The organism is Candidatus Hydrogenedentota bacterium (assembly GCA_019695095.1).
Lineage (GTDB): Bacteria > Hydrogenedentota > Hydrogenedentia > Hydrogenedentales > SLHB01 > JAIBAQ01.
This window is the reverse complement of sequence record JAIBAQ010000022.1, coordinates 1-16,824: the sequence shown is the minus strand read 5'-3', so window position 1 is coordinate 16,824 and position 16,824 is coordinate 1. Positions and strand designations below refer to the sequence as shown.

The following is a 16,824-nucleotide window of genomic DNA, read 5'->3' as shown; positions in this document are numbered from 1 at the left end:
GCTCTTACAAACGCAACGCCCCCGAACTCGGGGGCGTTTTCCGTTTAGCGACCGATTGATACCTATACCGAAGCGCTCTGCACTTCTTCGAGGTCGCGCACTCTGGATGATGCCACTGTCAGCACCGCGCGCTCGTGAAGAAACGCGAGGTTGCCCGAGAGTATCGCGGCGCGCAGATCGCTCGCGGCGCGCCGTCGCGCCGACCACGCGCACATGCGCGAAATCAACGAAATGAGTAGCAACTCTACAGCAAGCAAAATCGCCAACACCGCGCCGCTATGCAAGAAGTAGTCGCTCGTCAACACGACGCCCATGAAATAGTCGGAGACGATGCGATATCCCGCGTACCCCACAAACGCGACCGGAGGCGCGTCGACCAACAGGGCCAATGGCCAACACGTCAACCATTTCGCGCGGGACACAACACGATCGCGGGCAGGACCTCGCAACAGGAAGCCGAGACGCTGTTGTACCGCGTGATGGAACTCCGTGAAGCCCGCTTCAGCGTCGGACGGCTCGAACCCCGCGCGCACCCAATCCAGCGCGAGCTCGCTGCGGCGCTGCGCATACACGTCGCGAATCGCGTCGGTCGCAACCGTGATGTCTTCCGCGAACACGCCATCTTCGTTCAGCATGGCCGCGGCCTGCCGCCCCGCCGACGCTGCACCACCCCACGAGAACCGTTGCGCCAGCCGCGCGGGAAACGAGCGCGCCGCTTCCAGAATGCGGTACAACGTGCCCACGATGCCTTTTGCGCGCAACGCCACTTCGCGGCCCAACGCATAGTTCCAGAGGTGCGGTTCCGCGAACAGCCTGCGCCCGATAATCGTACACGTCTCGCGCGCAATCGCCTTGTCGGTCTCCCCGATCTTCGTTTGAAGCGACTCCAACTCGGGTCTCCGCACAACAACATTCTCTGTCAAGCGTTGCTGCGTCTTTGTCAGTAGACCGAGCGCATTCGAGCGTTTGATGCGCCGCGCCCGCTCGCTCGACAATTCCGTTCGGAGAAAGGCCTCCAACCGCGCGAAATCGAACTCGTCTCCGTGGGGCGCGTGTCCCGTCAGTTTGCGATCCAACGACCGGCGCGCGCTGATGCGAAAGTACCCGGACACCTCGAACCCCTGCTCGCGCAATCGCGCTGTCCAGTGTTCGCGCACATCCTCCGTCGACAGATCGGCCTTCGTCTCCACGCACACCATGGTGCGTTCGCCTTGCAGCGGCCGCAGCAATGACCACGTTGCCTCGTCGAGATACTTCTCCGGACTTCCGCAGATGAGAATCACGTCCGCTTCTCGCAACGCCTCCACGACCTTCTCGCGGTGCGCATGTTCGACGGTGTCCGAATCGGGCGTATCGATAATGACCAAGTTCTCCAGCGCGGAACCCGACACCCGGTTCCAGTCTTTCATCCCCAGCACGGCTCCAGGCGGGTGATATACCGTCGGCACGGATGTGCACGGACGAAACTCCGACGTTGCCGCGAGTTGGTCGCCCGCCAAGGCATTCAGCAGCGTCGATTTCCCTACGCCCGATCCGCCGACCAACGCGACTACAAGCAGATCGTCCAATCGCGTTTCGCGCTCGCGCAGCTCCTGCAATCGCGCCCGCAATAGCGGCGCTTCGTCGCGCAATGGCTTCCAGGGCCCGTCGTACGCGGCGATTTCCTCCAACCGCGCCAGTATCCCGCCTAAGCTGTCCGACATCGTTCGTGCCAACTCCGCAGTTCGCGCATCGGCTCTCCCTCAAGCGCGTCCAAATAGTGCTTCAATTCATCCAGACCCGGTGACAACAGGTGTGCGCGCAAGGCGCGGTACAGCGCGTCTTGCTGCTCCTTGCGCCACGGCGAAAGAAAATCGAACAGGGCATCGCCAAACTGATACTCGATTACGCGCGCCATGAATTGTTCTACCACCGGCCCCACGACAATCATCGTCTCTGCCACGCCCACACCGCCCGTGTGCAACGATATCGGCGCGGCAATCGCCGCGGGCGTCACGGCAAGAATGCCATCGAGCGCCTCAAGCACGCGCCGCTTCCCCTTGTGATCGCTCCACCATGCGTCCAGCGTCCGATAAGCGTGCCGGCGAAACTCTTCCGACACGTTCTCCGAAGACAGCGTATTCTCAATCACGTTTTGCGCCGCCGACTCCACATCCGTGTCCTCCAGCGGTGCCTCCACCAGGTGCGCGGCGGGTTCACGCAGATTCCGCGAGAAGGCTATGGACTCTGCCAGCAACTCGCGCGCAATGCGATCGATGTTCTTGGCGTGGGTCGCATGCAACTCGGCATCGGTCTGTTTTGCCGCGTTGGCTTCAAGCTGTGCGCGCTTCCGAAACGCCCCGGTGATGGTGCGCCCTACGGCACTCGCCCCTTGCACCACCAGCTTGCTTCCCGACCCGATCCAACGAAACAGCAGACCGCGTTTGCGCTGAACATACTCATGGAACATGCCGCCAACCGCCGACCCCGGAGCGGGATCGTACTTGGCCGCGGCCGCCATTGCGCGCGCGTCGAATTCGTTCATCGCGGATCGCAACACAAGCCCGACGCCCGTGGCGTGTTCGAGAAACGCGCCTGCACGTTCTGTTAAGTGAGCAACGGTGCCTTGATAGACCCGTCGTTTGATGGCCGGCACGTCCAGGGACAACAGATACGCAAGCAGCGTTTCATCGCGGTCCAACGCACGAATGGGTTGGTCGAGTTTTTCGGAAGCATTGAAGTCGTGCGGGATCGCAAAGACCGGCGTGTCGCACCCCACCAGTTCCACAAACTCCGCCAACTGCTTTCGCGCCACTTCCATGTCTCGCGCGGGGTTCGCCTTGTTCATCACCGGCACAACGACGCGGCCCGACGCGATGGCGTGCCGAAAATAGCTCACCACCCGGTCATCCTTGTACTTCTCACCCGTCAGTACGGCCACGAGCACGTCGCCCGCCGCGCGAATATTGTCTGCCACTTCCCAATGCTCGCGCTCGATCGAGTCCACGTCGGGCGTGTCGAACAGGGCAAGCCGGTCCGGCAACGACTCTTCGCGCGCGACGTAGAGCGTGTTGGCAGGTGCCTCGCGTCCAATCACGGCTTCGGCCTGCTCCAGCGGACGCGGCGCGAACTCCGGCACAAACTTTCCCTCAAGGCATTCCTTCGCCCGGCGGTCGTTCGCGGCGATGAGGGGCCGCGCTGTCGCGGCGGCGGTCGCCATCACCGGACTCACAGCCCGGCCAAGAAGCAGGTTGAAGACCGTCGACTTCCCCGTGTTTGTGCCGCCGGTGATCGCAACGATGAGACAACTCTCTTCGGCAAGGTGCGGCACCAGCTTGTATGCAAGCAGGTTCGTCCAGTCTTCGGTCCCGTCGAATACGGCCCCATACAACCGGTCGTCAGGCTTGAGGACGTTCTGAAACCGGCGCATGGCCGATTCAAAACCGGCCAGCGATTCACCCAACGGTGTTGTGGAGCTGACAGGACTCACCGGGCCCCCTCAATCAGCTTCTCCGCCGTCCGGCACAATGCATCCAGTATCGCTTGCGCGGCCCCCGGCGTGGGATTGCTCAACCGAGGCAGAAACACGGTTCGCTTTGCCGCAAGCTCGGCGCCCGGGAAGTCCCCGGACGCATAACCGGCATATCCTTCGCTTGGGCAAAGCGGCCCGCGGTTGCGAGTGAACACGTCGAATCCTTTCGCGAAAATGGGCAGCGTGTGCAGATTCACGTAGGGCGTGGCCGTCGCGTTGACGCCCACTTGTTTCAGCGCAGCGATGAAATCCGCTGTGGATACGCCGCCCATGGCTTCGGGTTCGTGGATCGCGGGGAAGCCGTAGTATCCACCGCGCTCCGCGCCTTCCGGCACATGGATGGGGCGCAGCCCGGGAATATCCTCAAGCCCGGCCTCCACATCTTCGATGTACGCCCGCCGCCGAGCGTTTAGCGCGTCGAGCTTGTCGAGCTGCACATTGGCAATGCCGACGCCCAGCGGATGCGCCCGGAATTTCATGCCCAAGCCCAGCGGTTGATGCTCTTCGTACCGGGTCGTGACCAGATCGACGCCCTCGATGCGGTTGACCTGCCCCAGCAGACAGGCCCGCTCGAATAGGTCGGTGTCGTCGGTCGTCATCACGCCGCCTTCGCCCGCACTGACGGATTTCGACCCCTGCAGGCTCCAGCATCCCGCATCGCCGATGGCCCCACACATGCGCCCCTTATACTTGGCCCCGTGCGCGTGGGAACAGTCTTCGACCACGCGGACGCCGCATTTTTTCGCAATTGCCATGATCGCGTCCATCTCGCACACGTTGCCCCACAGGTGTACGGGCACGATGCACGCCGTCTTATCGGAAATCTTGCGCTCCAAATCGGTGGGGTCCATCAGCAGGGTCTCGGGGTCGATATCGCAGAACACGGGCCTGGCCCCCAGCAGCACCGCCGGTGCAATCGTGCAGATCCACGTGTTCACGGGGCAGATGACCTCATCCCCCGGACCGACGCCCAACCCGAAGTACGCGCTGTACAACGCGGATGTTCCGTTCATCACGGTGATGGAGTAGCGCGTGCCAATCCATTGCCGCCATCGCGCCTCGAACGCCCGCACCACCGGCGTACCCCCGGACAACTCGTTACGGCGCGTCATGTCCGCGACCAGCTCAACCTCTTCGTCCGTGATCTGCTTCCAGGTGTCGAGTTCCGGCAGCGCCGCTTGGGCGGTCTGCACAAACGTTCTCATCGGACTGAACGGATCGTAATTTCCTGCGGTCATATCGTTGACTCCCCCATACCCAGAACGCGTCGATTTTGCACCACTATATCAGGGAAGTGTCCGTCCTTTCAGGCCCGCGCCTCCCGTGCGCGGCGGTGTCGTGACCCAGCCCTTGGGTTCTTAAGGTATTGAGCCTTTGGAAACACGGATAATCTATTCAGTAATCCGACCGTTTCTTGTGGTATACTCCTAGAGGAGGATGCACAGGTGTCATTCGTATTCAATCGCAGGAAAGCCACTCAAGAGGCCGCACTCTTGCTCTCCTTGGCAGAGGGCAAGAAGATGCCATACCTTAAGTTAATCAAGTTGATGTATATCGCAGACCGGGAAAGCATCAAAGAGCATGGGTTTCCCATTAGCGGAGATGCGCCGTTTGCATTGAAGGATGGGCCGATTCTCAGCGATATCACGAACTGTGTCAGAAAAGTCGCATGTCCCGACGAATGGACGGTTCATATCTCTACGAAGGACAAAGACGTAGAGTTGATTTCCGATCCGGGCGATGACCTTCTATCGCAGTATGAAGCGGCTAAATTGACGGAGGTTTTCAACCGATACAGAGATTGGGATCAATGGAAGTTGCGCGATCTAACGCATGAATTTGCCGAGTACATCAAGAACAAGCCCGGCAAACTGTCTTTGAGGCAATCCAATCCGATCCCGCTTTCCGATATCGTGGAAGCTGTGGGGCGAACAGCAGACCTTCGGGAAATTGAACGGAATCGCGACGAGGATAAGTACTTCGCGTCGCTTTCGCGCGGTTAGCCAACCTCCGAATGACGCAACCCACTGTTATTGATGCGGGGTTCGCGTACTGGAGTAAGCCATACCCCAGAGTTGCCGCTCATTTATGCGTCGTCGTATCCGACCCCTTCCAAGACCCGGATAGACTCCTCATCGTGAATTTCAGCCACTGGGAATCGAATAAGGAACAGTGCTGCGTTGTCGAACGCGCGGATTATTGCGAGCTGGAGCAAAGATCATGCATTTCCTATCGGCACGCAATGATAGACTCAGCCGTCAATCTTCTTCATGATGCATCCGAAGGGAAGATAAGACCGGTGACGCCAGTTCCCACACATGTCCTAAGGCGGATACGAGAAGGTGCATTCGTTTCAATCCATTTGCCGAATGGATACCGCAATCTTCTTAAGAATCAAGGACTTTTCTGACGTATCACGGCACAATGCCCGTTGGTATTCTTGCACAATGACGCGTGTTTGGTGTAGGACTGCACGTACACCAATTTCGCGCCCAACGAACCAGAGGGGGATCGAGTCACATCATGAAACAGATAATCGCGCTTTTCGCGGTATTCGCCGCCATTTCGGCTGGCGCTCAAGAATTCCAAGACATCACGCCTGGTGCTGACCTTGCCGGCTGGAAAGTCATCAGCGGCGACTGGTCTGTCAAGGACGGAGTCCTTACCGGCCGCGCCAAACCCGGCGAAGAGGCCATTATCATTGGCGACCGCGAATACGCCGATGCGGAACTGGAGCTGGACGTCCAGGCGGAGGCGCCATTCCTCGCAAGTGTCTATCTTCGAGGCCACGCGCTGCCCAAGCTGCCGCTTCCGGAAGGTGCCGCTATCGCCGCCGCACCCCGCGATATTCAGGGCTGCGGGGCTTCCGTGCAGCATGCCGAAGGGTCCACAACTACCTCGATTAGTGGTTTCTCGACGGCATTCAAACCGGAACCCGGATCATGGGCCACGCTGGGCATCTCGGCACAAGAGAGCAAAGTGACGGTGACGTTGGCACATAAAGGCAGCCGAGGAGTCAGCGGCCCGACGACCCCGTATGTCAAAGGCCACGTTGCCTTCGTGGTCCGTGAACGTCAGGATGGACAACCCTCCGAAATGAAGTTTCGCAACGTCAAAGTAAAGGACCTTGGCCGTCTCGGAACGTGGCGTCCGCTGTTCAATGGCAAGGACCTCGATGGCTGGGTCGAATGGGGCCAGGAGAAGTGGTCCGTCGAGGACGGTGTCATCTGGGGCCGCAGCGGCGAGAAGAAATCCGAAGGTTACCTCGCGACGAAGGATACCTGGAAAGACTTCCACGTACGCGGCACGTTCAAGATGGCAGGCGAGGGCAACTTTGGCTTGTTCTATCACTCGACCATCAAGTACGACGAGAAGCAATACCCCGTGATCTCCGGCGTGCAGGGCGAAGTGGCCCCCGCCGACCCCAACCAAGGCAATGCCAGCCCCAGCGGGTGGATCTACGAGAGCTACAAGCGCGGCTGGCTCGTCGAGCCCGACATGAAGAGCCCGGCGGCGTTCGCGTTAAAGCCTACCGATTGGAATGAAATCGAGATCAAGTCCGAGGGCAGCCATATTCAAACATGGATCAATGGCATTCCCGTCGTCGACTGGACCGATCCCGCACCCAACCTCACGGAGGGCGCCTTCGCGCTTCAGCTTCACACAGGCGGTGTGGACGGAATCGCGTGGAAAGACCTGTATGTGAAGGAGTAGGCTTTTTATCTCGCGCCCAGATCCGATACATACGAGCGATTACGAGGAAGAGAAAAGAATGAAGAGTGAGCAGTCCGGCCCCGAAGTGTTTCAGATAAAGATCACCCTGGATGACATCAAGCCGCCTATTTGGAGACGCGTGCTGCTGCCGGGAAATGCATCGCTCGCCGATCTCCATTTCCTTATTCAGGACGCCATGGGCTGGGAAAACGGGCATCTCCATGAATTCGAGATCGCCAAGAAGTCGTATGGCCCCATGAATGACGAACTCGATACCGAGTGGCTGGACGAATCGGAATACACCCTGAACGATGTCTTTGAAGGTACCAAGGCTTCGGCAAAGTACACGTACGATTTCGGCGACTCGTGGGTACACACTGTCAATGTGGAAAAGCGCGTCCCCTATGACGATGAACTGGAATACCCCATGTGCGTTGCTGGCGAACGGGCCTGCCCGCCTGAAGACTGCGGCGGTGTCTGCGGCTATTTGAATTTAGTGGAAGCCTTGGCCAATCCCGAGTCGCAAGAGAACCAGGACACCCTGGAGTATTTTGGCGATTGGGACCCAGAGTACTTCGACGTCGACGAAGCAAATGAAGCGATTCATGGCGATCTCGACGACGAGTTCGATGACGACGAGATCCCGGAAGAAATGTCGAGCTTCACGGAGGAAACGGCGTTTCGTCTCTTGTACTACATCCGGGAAGATGCGAAGAAGAATCTGAAAGGCGAGGAACTGGAGGCGGTTCTGGCGCAGTTCGAAACCATGTCCATCGACCTGCTGACCGCGCGCGCCGCCGACGTTATGGCAAAACGTCCCGCCGAAATGGCACAGATGCTGGGTACGGCCGCGTTTGCCACGGAAGATCCCGACGAAGCCGCCAATCTGGCGCAGGATGCGCTGAACATCGATCCCGAAAACAGCGACGCCCTCCTCGTCATGGCCTCAATGGAAGAAGACGTCAACGTGCGAATTCCCAAGCTGCGCGAGGCGTTTGCGCTCGCGGAGCGACGACTCGGGACGACGCCGTACGCGACAGACAAGGACGATGAACTGGCTGGTATCTTTGTGCTGCCATATTTGCGCGCCTCGGTCATCCTGCTGGTGAGTCTCCTGGAAGTGGGCGACACCGAGGGCGCGTCACAATGCATCGACCACGCCCTGCAAAACGACCCCAAGGATCTCCAGCACACGCGTGTGAAGCTTCTGCAATCGTGTCTGATCGCCCGTGAACTGGATCTGGCGCGCAAAGTGCTCTCTTCGTACTTGCCAGACGACCAACGCGAATACGATGAACTGCTCTGGGGGCGTATTCTGGAGCGGTATCTCGCCGGAGACATCGGCGGCGCGCGCGATACGCTTAAGCTGGCCCGCGAGCGCAATCCATTCGCCGAGTTGTATTACACGGACGACGATGCGCCGGACCCCGAAACGCCCGAAGACGAGGAACTCGATTTTGAGGCGGACCGTTTCCATGCAAGTATCGGATATGCGTGGGAGTCGCATCCGCTGGCGCTGGCGTGGCTGCGCGCGGAGTGCGCCCGGAAATGATGCCGAAGCCGTTCAGAATCCTCTCCTCACAGGGTTTCCGCCATCATGACTGATCCCTATTCCGAGTTGATCCCGTTGGCAACCGAACTCGTACGGCGCGCGGCCCATCCACGCAAAGGGACCATTGCGCTTTCGCCGGAGGTCAAGGCCCTCCTCGAATCCATCGGGCAACCCGAGCCGGTCGAAGACGATCTATGGGTCTCGGAGGAGCAATCCGTCGAAACCCGGCCACAGGTCGGATTGATCCCCGGCTCGACGCCCGTCATCGATCCGTCGACGATTACGACACTGGAAGAACTGGCGGCGGTGGTCAGTCAATGCACGAAATGCGGACTGTGCGCGGGCCGCAAGCAGGCGGTCTTCAGCGATGGCAATCCGAATGCCGAATTGGTGTTTGTCGGCGAAGCACCCGGCGCGGAAGAAGACCGGCGCGGTATCCCCTTCGTCGGAGCGGCAGGTCAACTGCTCACCGACATCATCGTCAAGGGTATGAAGATACGCCGCGAGGACGTGTATATCTGCAACGTGATCAAGTGCCGTCCGCCCGACAACCGCGATCCCCTTCCCGACGAAAAGGAGAAGTGCGAACCCTACCTGATTCGGCAACTGGAGTTGTTGCGGCCGAAAGCCATTTGCGCCCTGGGCCGGCACGCCGCGCAAACCTTGCTCAAGACCGAAGACTCCACCGGCAAGCTCCGCGGAAAGTGGCATCTGTATCACGGCATCCCTCTGCGCGTGACATATCACCCCGCGTATCTCTTGCGCAACCCCGCCGACAAACGCAAGACGTGGGACGACATCCAGGAAGTCATGAAGCTGCTAAAAGGCGAGGTCGAACCTCCACGGCCCACCGCCCCCGCCTCGCGCCCCGAACCCGTCGAAGACCGCGCGCCGCAAGAAACCGGCGAACTTTGGTAAACTGGGGCCATGCGTGCCCCAAACGCGACATATCCTCCCGTTCGATGGTACAACTCGCTGATCGTGCGCGTGATCGCGCTCTGCGTGATTCTGGTCCTATGCTTGTTCGGTTCCGTCTCGTTGGTAACGGTCCATTACATCCATCAGGTCATCTCCGATATGGAGGCCCAGACGCTCGCGATGGCAGGCGATGTGAAGTTGTGGATGAACGAGAACCCCGAGCAAAGTCCCGATCCCGAGAAACTGAAAGGCCCGCTCCAAAAGTACGGGGACGTGACTGTCGACATAAAACAGGTCGATGACAACACGCAAATGAAGAATGTTGTCTCTCAGTTCGTGGAGGGGGGCTACTTGGTCACGGCCTACCAGATCGACTACCCGGGCGGGAAGCCGGTGATAATCACGGCCCAGTTTCACATCACTCCGCAGACGGAAATTGTCCGCGCATTCAAGAACCGATACATACTCGCCTTCACTACCGGCTTTCTGGTAACCATCGTGCTGATGGTTGTGTTCATCGCGCGCACGCTACGCCCGCTGCGCGAATTGTCCGACTCGTGCGCCCAAATCAGTGAAGGCAACTTCGTTCCCGTCGAAGCCAAGAACGTCTCCGGCGAGATCCGCAATCTCGAACTGACGTTTAACCGCATGGTCTCGGCATTGCAGGAAAAAGAAGTGGTCGAGGCCAACCTGCGGCAAGCACAGCGTCTCTCGGCGCTGGGATCGCTTGCGGCCGGCATCGCGCACGATGTGCGCAATCCGCTCAACGCCATCAAGCTCCTTTCCAGCCACGTATTGGACACGCTGAACGGCGACCCGGACAGCGCCCCTGCCGTCAAACACGTCCAGACCATTCGCAGCGAAGTCGACAGGCTCGACGAAATCGTCGGCGGGTTTCTGGCCCTCGCGAAGGAGCGCGAGTTGCAGCCCGAAGAGATTCGCATCGACGCGTTGCTGGAGGATTGCCTGCGCTTGGTGCGCCAGGATGCGGAAGCCCGCGGCGTCCGCTTAAGTTCCGAATTGCGCGCGGGCGACACTCGTCTGCAGGTCGATCCGAAACAATGCACGCGCGCGGTACTCAACGTTTTGATTAACGCACTCGAAGTGTGCCCGCGTGACGGGCGCGTTCGATTGTTCTCGCGCGTCACGGAAACGCATTGCCAAATCGAAATCCGCGACGACGGCCCCGGTCTTACGAAAGAAGTCGCCGAACGCGTATTCGACCCGTATTACACAACGAAGCCGACCGGAACCGGGCTGGGGCTGTCCATTACGCGCGGCATCATTGAGGAACATGGGGGGTCTATCGAGCTTTCGTGTACGCCCGGGCAAGGGTGCCAGGCGTTGATATCGCTCCCGCTTCAGTCGCACACTCCCCTAACGGTACCAAAGGCAACCTAATTATGAAGTCCCGCATTCTTATCGCAGAAGACGACGAGACCCAACGCCACATTCTCGTGGACATCCTCACGGTGTCCGGTTACGCCGTGATGGGCGTCGCATCGGCCAAGGAGGCCTTGGCATCGCTTCGCGACGAAACCTACAACGTGCTCCTGACGGATCTGCGCATGCCGGAAATGGACGGCGTCGAATTGCTCCGCCAGGCGAAACGGATTCGTCCCGACATCGACGTGGTCGTGATGACGGCGTATGCCACCGTGAAGACCGCCGTCACCGCGATGAAGGAAGGCGCAAGCGACTACCTGGCCAAACCCTTCGACAAGGATGAACTGCTTGTCGTCATCGAACGCACGCTGGAGCGCAGCAATTTGCGCCGCGAAAACACGCAACTGCGTGAACTCGTCGCAGGCGCCGCATCAATGGGCAACATTATCGGCGAAAGTCCCGCGATGCAGCGCGTCTTCAATGTGGTGCATCGCGTGGTCCCGTTGAATACGACGGTCTTGATACTCGGGGAGTCGGGCACGGGCAAGGAACTTGTCGCGCGCCACATCCACTTCGCCGGGCCGCGTAAATCGAAGCCCTTTGCCGTAGTCAATTGCGCCGCCATTCCCGATACCTTGGTGGAGAGCGAATTGTTTGGCCACGAAAAGGGTGCATTCACGGGCGCCGATACAAGCCGCCAGGGCAAGTTCGAAACGGCCAACGGCGGCACGCTCTTTCTGGACGAAATCGGCGACATGCGTCTCGAGAGCCAGGCAAAACTGCTGCGCGTCCTCCAAGACGGCGTCGTGGAGCGCGTCGGTTCCAGCACACAGCGCAAGGTGGATGTGCGCGTCATCGCCGCGACAAATCGCGATCTTAAGAAGCACGTGGAATCCGGCGATTTCCGCGAAGACCTCTATTTCCGCCTCGACGTCATGACCGTGCCGCTTCCTCCCTTGCGCGACCGCATGCAGGATCTGCCGCTGTTGATCCGCCATTTCCGCGAGAAGATCGGGGCGCGCATCGGGAAAACCTGCCCTTCGGTCGGACCTGACGCGCTGGACGCTATGCGCCGCTACCGGTGGCCGGGGAACATTCGCGAATTGGAGAATACGCTGGAGCAGGTTTTTATCCTGTGCGACCGTGACACCGTGCACGTGGACGATCTGCCGGAAAAACTGCGGCACCGCCAGCCCGAGACGGGAGCCTTCGTGCTTCCCGCGGGCGGCATCATCCTCGAGGATCTGGAGCAGGATTTCATTCGACAAGCCCTTGCCCGTTCGGGCGGATCGATCAAAGATGCCGCGGAACTGTTGGGGCTTTCGTACAAGACACTGCAATATCGCCTAAAGAAACACGAGATTGATCGCAAAGCTGAAGTCGAGGAGTAAGGTTCATGCATCGATTCATCGTCGTGGCGGCAATGCTCGGCCTGCTCGCCGCAAGCGGTTGCGCAACACGCAAAGACGATTCCGCTCAGCCCGCCGCGGATATCCACCAGGCCGCTCTCTATGTAAGCGGAAAGGGCGGCTACGCAAGCTATCGCATCCCCGCGTTGGTGGTGACAAAGCAGGGAACGCTGCTCGCCTTTTGCGAAGGCCGGGTTAAAGGCAGCAGCGACAACGGCAACATCGATCTCGTGTTGAAGCGCAGTACCGACGGCGGAAACACGTGGCTTCCGATGCAGGTCTTGGTCAACGACCAGACAAACGCCTGCCAAAATCCCGCTCCCGTGGTCGACCAAAGAACGGGCGACATCATTCTGCCGTTCACAAAGAAGGACGGCGCCACCAGCGAAGACGCTATCTTGCGCAAGGAAGGTCCCCCGATTAGCGTGTGGGTCATGCGGAGCCAGGACGACGGCGCGACGTGGTCGACCCCTGTCGAGATTACGAGCCAAGTCAGCAAACCGGAGTTTCTTTGGTATGCAACGGGGCCAGGGCATTCGATTCAACTGCGCGACGGCACGCTGCTCGTCCCCTGCGACAATCGCGTCGGGCCAGAAGTTGATCACATGTTTTCACATGCCATCTTGAGCAAGGACGGCGGACACACATGGCAACTGGGCGGCATCGCGGGCCCGAAAGTCAACGAGTGCATCGCTGTCGAACTCGCGGATGGCCGAGTCTGTCTCAACATGCGCAGTTACTTTGGAGATAACCGGCGCCGCGTTTCGTTCAGCAATGACGGCGGGCTTTCATGGACTCCCGTACAAGTGGCTCCGGCCTTGGTGGAACCGGTTTGCCAAGCCAGCATACTTCGCGTCCAACTCAAACAGGGCGGTTCTAAAGATGCCCTCATCTTCTCCAATCCCGCGAGCACAAAGCGGGAACGAATGACCGTGCGTCTCAGCTACGACTCGGGCATGACGTGGCCGATCGCATGGGTCCTGCACGGCGGCCCGGCGGCCTACTCGGATTTGGCCTCGTTGAAAGACGGTTCCATCGCTTGTTTCTACGAGTGCGGCGAGAAGAACCCGTACGAGACCATTACGTTTGCGCGCTTCTCGCAAAAGGGGCTTGCCTTGAGTACGGGCGCAACTCCTCCCGTGAAACTCGGAGACCAGTGAGCGCGAGAGTTCGCATCGTGACCGAGCCGCGCCCCGTGTGGGCCGATGCGCCACGGTACTGTCCGGGCGCCCCGTGGCCAACGTACCGGCATGTTCCCGGAATCAGCCCGCATCCCACGCGTCACCCCGACGGACACTCCAACCTCGCGCCGCCCCATGCGGGACTTTTGGTGCGCGACACCCTGTTGTTCGGAGTAGACCTGTACCACCAGGGATACCTCTGGGAGGCGCACGAGGCATGGGAACATCTCTGGCAACAATCGGGCAGGGATTCGCTGGAAGGCCGCCTGCTTCAAGCACTGATCAAGACGGCCGCCGCGGTACTGAAACTGCACATGGGCTCCGTGCGCGGGGCTCGCCGCCATAGCCGCGACGCCTACGAACTGTTGAATTCGCTGCTCGCCGAAACCGAAGCGTTGACTCGCGGCATCGCAAACGGAATTGACATCGCTTCCCTTGCATCCGGAATCGAGCATTGCTTTGGACCGATGTGGATCGATGAGTCCGCAAGCGCTCCGAAAAGCGACACCTATCCGCGCATCAACGTCAGGCAGGCTTGAGTAGTTTCAGGCAGCAAAGCACGCCCGCGAACCGCGTGACTCCTTCGCCAAAGCGCGTCTCTTTCGCCAACGTCTCCAACGCGTGGGACGACATAAACGGCTCCTCGAAACCGTGCAGCCAGAATAAGAGGACCTTCAGGCGTCCGAATTGCTTTGCGGCTTCAGTCATCGCTGCTTTTGGCGTGTTCGTTACCACGTCATAGATCAGGGCCGTTCCACCCGGCTTCAGCACGCGGTAAATCTCGTTCAACCCACCCTCGGCGTCAGTCCAGTGATGCAGCGATCCCGTGCTGACTACGAGATCGAAAGAGGATTCCGGAAACGGGATGTTCGCCGCGCCGCCCTCGCGCACCTCGATATGATTGGCCAATCCCGCTGCGCCGATGTTCTCGTGCGCCTGATGCACCATAGCCGGAGATATGTCTATCCCTACCAATTCCAGGTCGCGAGACTGCGCGCGGATCGCCAGCAACAACCAGCCGGGTCCCGTGCCGACGTCGAGCACACGTCCTTCCTGGATGTGCGCGGCGATGTCCTGAGCAACGAAGACATAGTGCTGTTGGAACACCGACGAACGGCTCACGGCGTTGTAGAGCAGCGTTGCCGGCCACGGAATTCCCTCAGGATGGATGCGCTTCAGCATGCGTCGAACCGGCGAGAGGAGAGGCATACTTCTTTTCCCTCCGTAGACCGTGCGGCACGGCCGTGGTTGCCCATTGACGAAACGGGCGACACGTGCAAGTGTATCAGGAAAGCTGGACTGGCCGCCCGTTGCCAACCTGGAGGGTCCCGAACATGGTTCCCTTGAGCGAGAAGACCCTTGATCGTTTGAGCCGCGTGTTTGTGCCCGCCCTTCGCGAACAGGCCGCGCGTTTACTTGAAACGGAATGCGCGGAGAATCTGCCCTTCACGCAAGACACCGATCCTGTGAAATCGGAACGTCTCCGGTTTGCGGTGATGAAGCTCTCCGAGGGGCGGCTCGATACGCTGAAGAAGTGGATTGACGAAGCCAAGATCGACTGGCGGGATGTCCTGATGGCGGCGGGCTTTGGATACGACGTCACGGAACACGAACGCTGGAACCCGTGATTGCGTTATGGCTTCTTCGTCTGCAGATCAGTCAGTCCTTCGAGACCTTCGATGAACTGCTTTGTCATCGGGAAAGGTCCGGGATACGGCATCCACGTCATCTGACGATCCAAGTACACGACCCAGCCGCCGCGCGGCTCCTTTTCGGTAGGACGTTCGATCAGCACCGGGATTCGCGGAACGGCGCCGCTTAAAGGCAAGCCAGCCGCGGCCAGTATCCCCGGCAGATTGAAGTGAAGCATCCGAAGCGAATCCGATCCCAGGGTTCCGCGCCCTTTCTCGACGCTCAAATCGGCTGTAAAGTCACCGCCCGATTCTATCTGCCGCCGGTACGCCTCGATCAGACTCAGGCCCTCCGCATCATTGGTGACGCCGTAGCCGAGGTAGAAAAAACGTTTGGCATCGGCCAGGTCTTTGAGCGTATACGAGAAGTTTCCATTCAAATCGCCGAACAACGCCGCGGCACCGGGATTCTCTTGGTTACCCTTCAATACAGGCCCCAGCGCATAGCCCTTGCGGACCTTCGACTCATCGAACAGGAGCACTCCGGGCCGGGGATCCAACGGTGGTAGCGCACCGTTATGCGTGTTGGCATACTCCCACCAAACCAGCGCCACGTTCAGTACGGTCCGCCCATCCTCCACGCGCGCTTCCATCGCCCGGCCCTGCTGCCGAACCGGCTCGAACAGCGCCAGCACCGCGGCAACGGCAATGAGGATCAGTGCGCGCCGTTTCCACGCGCTGGAGCTTCGAATCGAGTCTTCGCCGGTACTCACAGTCTCACCACAATGTTGCGCTTTTCGAGAAATCGCGCCATGTACGTTATGGCAACCACCGGCACTACACCGACGACCAGCAGCGCTGCGTAGGGATGCGTTTCGATAGCCGTATCGGCGACAGCCTCCAGGTATCTGTCTATCACCTCGGCTGTGACGATGAACACCAGAAGCAGGTTCTTTCCGATCGCCCGCAGCGCAGGCACCACAATGCCCAAGGTCCCCATCGCATACGACGCCATCACCAGATACCCTGTCAACCCGACCGATAACAGCGCCAAGGCCGTCGTGACATCGTGATGTTCGCTGGACTGAATCCATTCCACGCAATACGAGGCGATGAAACTCCACGTCGCCACGGGGAGGATTCGTTCGCGCATGCCTTTGCCTGGGTCGCCGGAGTGCTTATGAAACCACTGGGCGAACACCGATCCCAGGATGGCGATGGCCGCGAGATTGAATGCTCCAAACGGAAACTTCGTAAGGCCGAGCATGTCGTCGATCCACGGATACCGGTCGAACCGGTACGATTCGAACAGAAACGCATGGACGCCAAACAGCGCAAAACCCAGCCATGCCCTGATATCGGCGCGGCGTACGGCATACACCGCCGCATGCGCGGCAACGCTCCCAATCGCCAAACGCGAGAACGTCCCGTCGTACAAGGCCTCGTTCCAATTCGCAAACTCACCGCTCAACAAAGGCAGTAGCGCGGCACTCACGATCGACAGCGCGTACAACCCCGCGAA

General features: G+C 59.7%; 15 protein-coding genes. 9 read left to right on the top strand and 6 right to left on the bottom strand.

Going from position 1 to position 16,824, the window contains the following annotated elements; translation table 11 throughout:
* Positions 1-62: 62 nt before the first annotated feature.
* The 3 genes from K1Y02_05980 to K1Y02_05970 are packed head-to-tail and all read right to left on the bottom strand — an operon-like array spanning position 63 to position 4,749.
* Positions 63-1,703 carry a 50S ribosome-binding GTPase gene (locus K1Y02_05980; protein MBX7255890.1) on the bottom strand — a complete coding sequence of 547 codons (1,641 nt, stop codon included), beginning with the start codon at positions 1,701-1,703 and terminating at the stop codon, positions 63-65.
* Positions 1,688-3,469 carry a 50S ribosome-binding GTPase gene (locus K1Y02_05975; GenBank protein ID MBX7255889.1) on the bottom strand — a complete coding sequence of 594 codons (1,782 nt, stop codon included), beginning with the start codon at positions 3,467-3,469 and terminating at the stop codon, positions 1,688-1,690. The genes K1Y02_05980 and K1Y02_05975 overlap by 16 nt, the downstream gene beginning before the upstream one ends.
* Positions 3,466-4,749 (bottom strand): DegT/DnrJ/EryC1/StrS family aminotransferase, encoded by a 1,284-nt coding sequence (locus K1Y02_05970; protein MBX7255888.1) that lies wholly within the window; start codon positions 4,747-4,749, stop codon positions 3,466-3,468. The genes K1Y02_05975 and K1Y02_05970 overlap by 4 nt, the downstream gene beginning before the upstream one ends.
* 207 nt (positions 4,750-4,956) lie before the next feature.
* Between K1Y02_05970 and K1Y02_05965 the strand changes: the two genes are divergently transcribed.
* The 8 genes from K1Y02_05965 to K1Y02_05930 all read left to right on the top strand — a co-directional run bounded on the left by K1Y02_05965 (position 4,957) and on the right by K1Y02_05930 (position 14,210).
* Positions 4,957-5,514 (top strand): SocA family protein, encoded by a 558-nt coding sequence (locus K1Y02_05965; GenBank protein MBX7255887.1) that lies wholly within the window; start codon positions 4,957-4,959, stop codon positions 5,512-5,514.
* Positions 5,515-6,034: 520 nt separating this feature from the next.
* Entirely contained in the window at positions 6,035-7,225 is a 1,191-nt protein-coding gene (locus tag K1Y02_05960) for a DUF1080 domain-containing protein (protein MBX7255886.1), read from the top strand.
* A gap of 58 nt (positions 7,226-7,283) precedes the next feature.
* On the top strand, positions 7,284-8,777 hold the full coding sequence (locus tag K1Y02_05955; protein ID MBX7255885.1) for a hypothetical protein: 1,494 nt from the start codon (positions 7,284-7,286) through the stop codon (positions 8,775-8,777).
* Between the two features lie 45 nt (positions 8,778-8,822).
* Positions 8,823-9,695 (top strand): uracil-DNA glycosylase, encoded by an 873-nt coding sequence (locus K1Y02_05950; GenBank protein MBX7255884.1) that lies wholly within the window; start codon positions 8,823-8,825, stop codon positions 9,693-9,695.
* A gap of 9 nt (positions 9,696-9,704) precedes the next feature.
* The gene (locus tag K1Y02_05945) at positions 9,705-11,096 is read left to right on the top strand and encodes a HAMP domain-containing protein (protein MBX7255883.1); all 1,392 of its coding nucleotides are present in this window, start codon (positions 9,705-9,707) and stop codon (positions 11,094-11,096) included.
* Positions 11,097-11,098: 2 nt separating this feature from the next.
* A complete protein-coding gene (locus tag K1Y02_05940) occupies positions 11,099-12,472 on the top strand; it encodes a sigma-54 dependent transcriptional regulator (GenBank protein ID MBX7255882.1) in 1,374 nt (457 codons plus the stop codon).
* Positions 12,473-12,477: 5 nt separating this feature from the next.
* Positions 12,478-13,650, top strand: a complete 1,173-nt coding sequence (locus K1Y02_05935; GenBank protein MBX7255881.1) for a glycoside hydrolase — start codon at positions 12,478-12,480, stop codon at positions 13,648-13,650.
* Positions 13,647-14,210: a DUF309 domain-containing protein gene (locus K1Y02_05930; protein MBX7255880.1), complete on the top strand. Its 564-nt coding sequence runs from the start codon at positions 13,647-13,649 to the stop codon at positions 14,208-14,210. Before K1Y02_05935 ends, K1Y02_05930 begins: the two co-directional genes overlap by 4 nt.
* Here the strand turns inward: K1Y02_05930 and K1Y02_05925 are convergent.
* Positions 14,197-14,880, bottom strand: coding sequence for a class I SAM-dependent methyltransferase (locus K1Y02_05925; protein ID MBX7255879.1), 684 nt, complete (start codon positions 14,878-14,880; stop codon positions 14,197-14,199). The genes K1Y02_05930 and K1Y02_05925 overlap by 14 nt on opposite strands.
* A gap of 125 nt (positions 14,881-15,005) precedes the next feature.
* Between K1Y02_05925 and K1Y02_05920 the strand changes: the two genes are divergently transcribed.
* A complete protein-coding gene (locus tag K1Y02_05920) occupies positions 15,006-15,299 on the top strand; it encodes a hypothetical protein (GenBank protein MBX7255878.1) in 294 nt (97 codons plus the stop codon).
* Positions 15,300-15,304: 5 nt separating this feature from the next.
* Here the strand turns inward: K1Y02_05920 and K1Y02_05915 are convergent, their stop codons facing one another.
* Together K1Y02_05915 and K1Y02_05910 are read right to left on the bottom strand one after the other, a co-directional pair.
* The gene (locus K1Y02_05915) at positions 15,305-16,075 is read right to left on the bottom strand and encodes a hypothetical protein (GenBank protein ID MBX7255877.1); all 771 of its coding nucleotides are present in this window, start codon (positions 16,073-16,075) and stop codon (positions 15,305-15,307) included.
* A partial coding sequence (locus K1Y02_05910) for a hypothetical protein (GenBank protein MBX7255876.1) occupies positions 16,072-16,824 on the bottom strand: 753 nt, incomplete at its 5' end. The genes K1Y02_05910 and K1Y02_05915, both read right to left, overlap by 4 nt.